General features: G+C 67.0%; 1 protein-coding gene. It reads right to left on the reverse strand.

All coding sequences use genetic code 11. The annotated features are described in order from the left end of the window. Positions 1–34: 34 nt before the first annotated feature. Entirely contained in the window at positions 35–1,159 is a 1,125-nt protein-coding gene (locus ABZU25_RS34485; RefSeq protein ID WP_355033552.1) for an IS630 family transposase, read from the reverse strand. Between the last annotated feature and the right edge of the window lie 90 nt (positions 1,160–1,249).

Below are 1,249 nucleotides of genomic sequence, written 5' to 3' on the forward strand. Positions count from 1 at the left end.
CTAGTGCTGTGACCGGAAATGTTGGCCGGGTTGGTCAGGCTGCTGCCTGAGCGGTGGTCTGACCCCATCGGCGTTGGCGTTCGGAGCGGATTCGGGCGCGTTCGCGGCGTTGGGCGGCGAGGATGTCGGGGTGGCGGGCGTTGGCGTTGCGCCAGCGCAGATAGTCGTGCAGGGCGTGGGTCGCGACTGGGTGGTTGGGGTGATTTGAACCGGCGACGACGAACATCCGCAGCGGTCCGAAGTGCGCCTCGATCGGGTTCGCCCACGACGAATAGGTCGGGGTGAAGCACAGCTCTACCCGGTTGCGGGCGGCCCAGATCCGGATCTTCTTGCCTTTGTGCGCGGACAGGTTGTCCAGGATGACGTAGACGGGTGCCCCGTCCGGTCGGGCAGCCCGGATCGTTTTGAGCGCGGCGAGGGTGTTGCCCGCGGACTTGCGTCGGCGTACGACGCCCCACAGCGTGTCGTCACCGACGCTGTAGCAGGCGTGCAACTGCCGCACGCCGTGCAGCTTGTGATAGTTGCCCGGCAGCCGGTCCGGATGCCCGGCCGCGGTCCAGGACGCGCCGGCGTGCGGGCGGATGGTCAACGGCCCGAACTCGTCGAACGCAAAGACCCGGTCTGGGAAGGTGTTCGTCACTTCCTCGATCCGGGCGAGCTTCGTCTCGGCGTTGGGGTCGTTGGTCTCCTTCCAGGTCTTGGTCCGCTGAAAGGTGATGTCGTGCTGGTGCAGGAACTCCCGCAGTCGTTCCCGACCCACCTGCACGCGACGCGGGCCGTGGTTGTGAGCCAGGTAGCCGGCGAGCTTGCGCAGACTCCACCGGGTGAACGGCTGATCGAGCGTCTGCGGTCGTGTGGTGGCCGTCGCGACGATGAACGCTTCGTCGTCTTCACTGATCCGGCGGGGACGGCCACCCGCCCATCGAGGGTCCAGGCAGGCCAGACCCATCTCGTTGAACCGGTGGATCACCTCACGGATCGCGTCCTCGTCGCCCTGAACCAGGCGGGCGATCGCCGCGACGGTGTTTCCGCTGGCCGAAGCCATAATGACCATCGCCCGCCGCAACCGGATCGGTGACCCAGTCCCACGCCGCACAATCTGCTGCAATCGCCGGCCCTCGTCATCACTGAGCCGGCGAGCCCGAACAGGTTCCGCCATCCCGACAGCCTGAAGCCCGTCCAACGCCCAACCGGGAACGTCGACCGGCGTGTCACCCAACCCGGCCAACGTTTCCGGTCACAGCACTAG

Source organism: Micromonospora sp. NPDC005215 (genome assembly GCF_040607915.1).
Taxonomy (GTDB): Bacteria; Actinomycetota; Actinomycetes; order Mycobacteriales; family Micromonosporaceae; genus Micromonospora.

Bases quoted from the DNA above. Each gene is read 5' to 3' on its own strand.
- ABZU25_RS34485 (WP_355033552.1), bottom strand. From the start codon at position 1,159: ATGGCGGAACCTGTTCGGGCTCGCCGGCTCAGTGATGACGAGGGCCGG.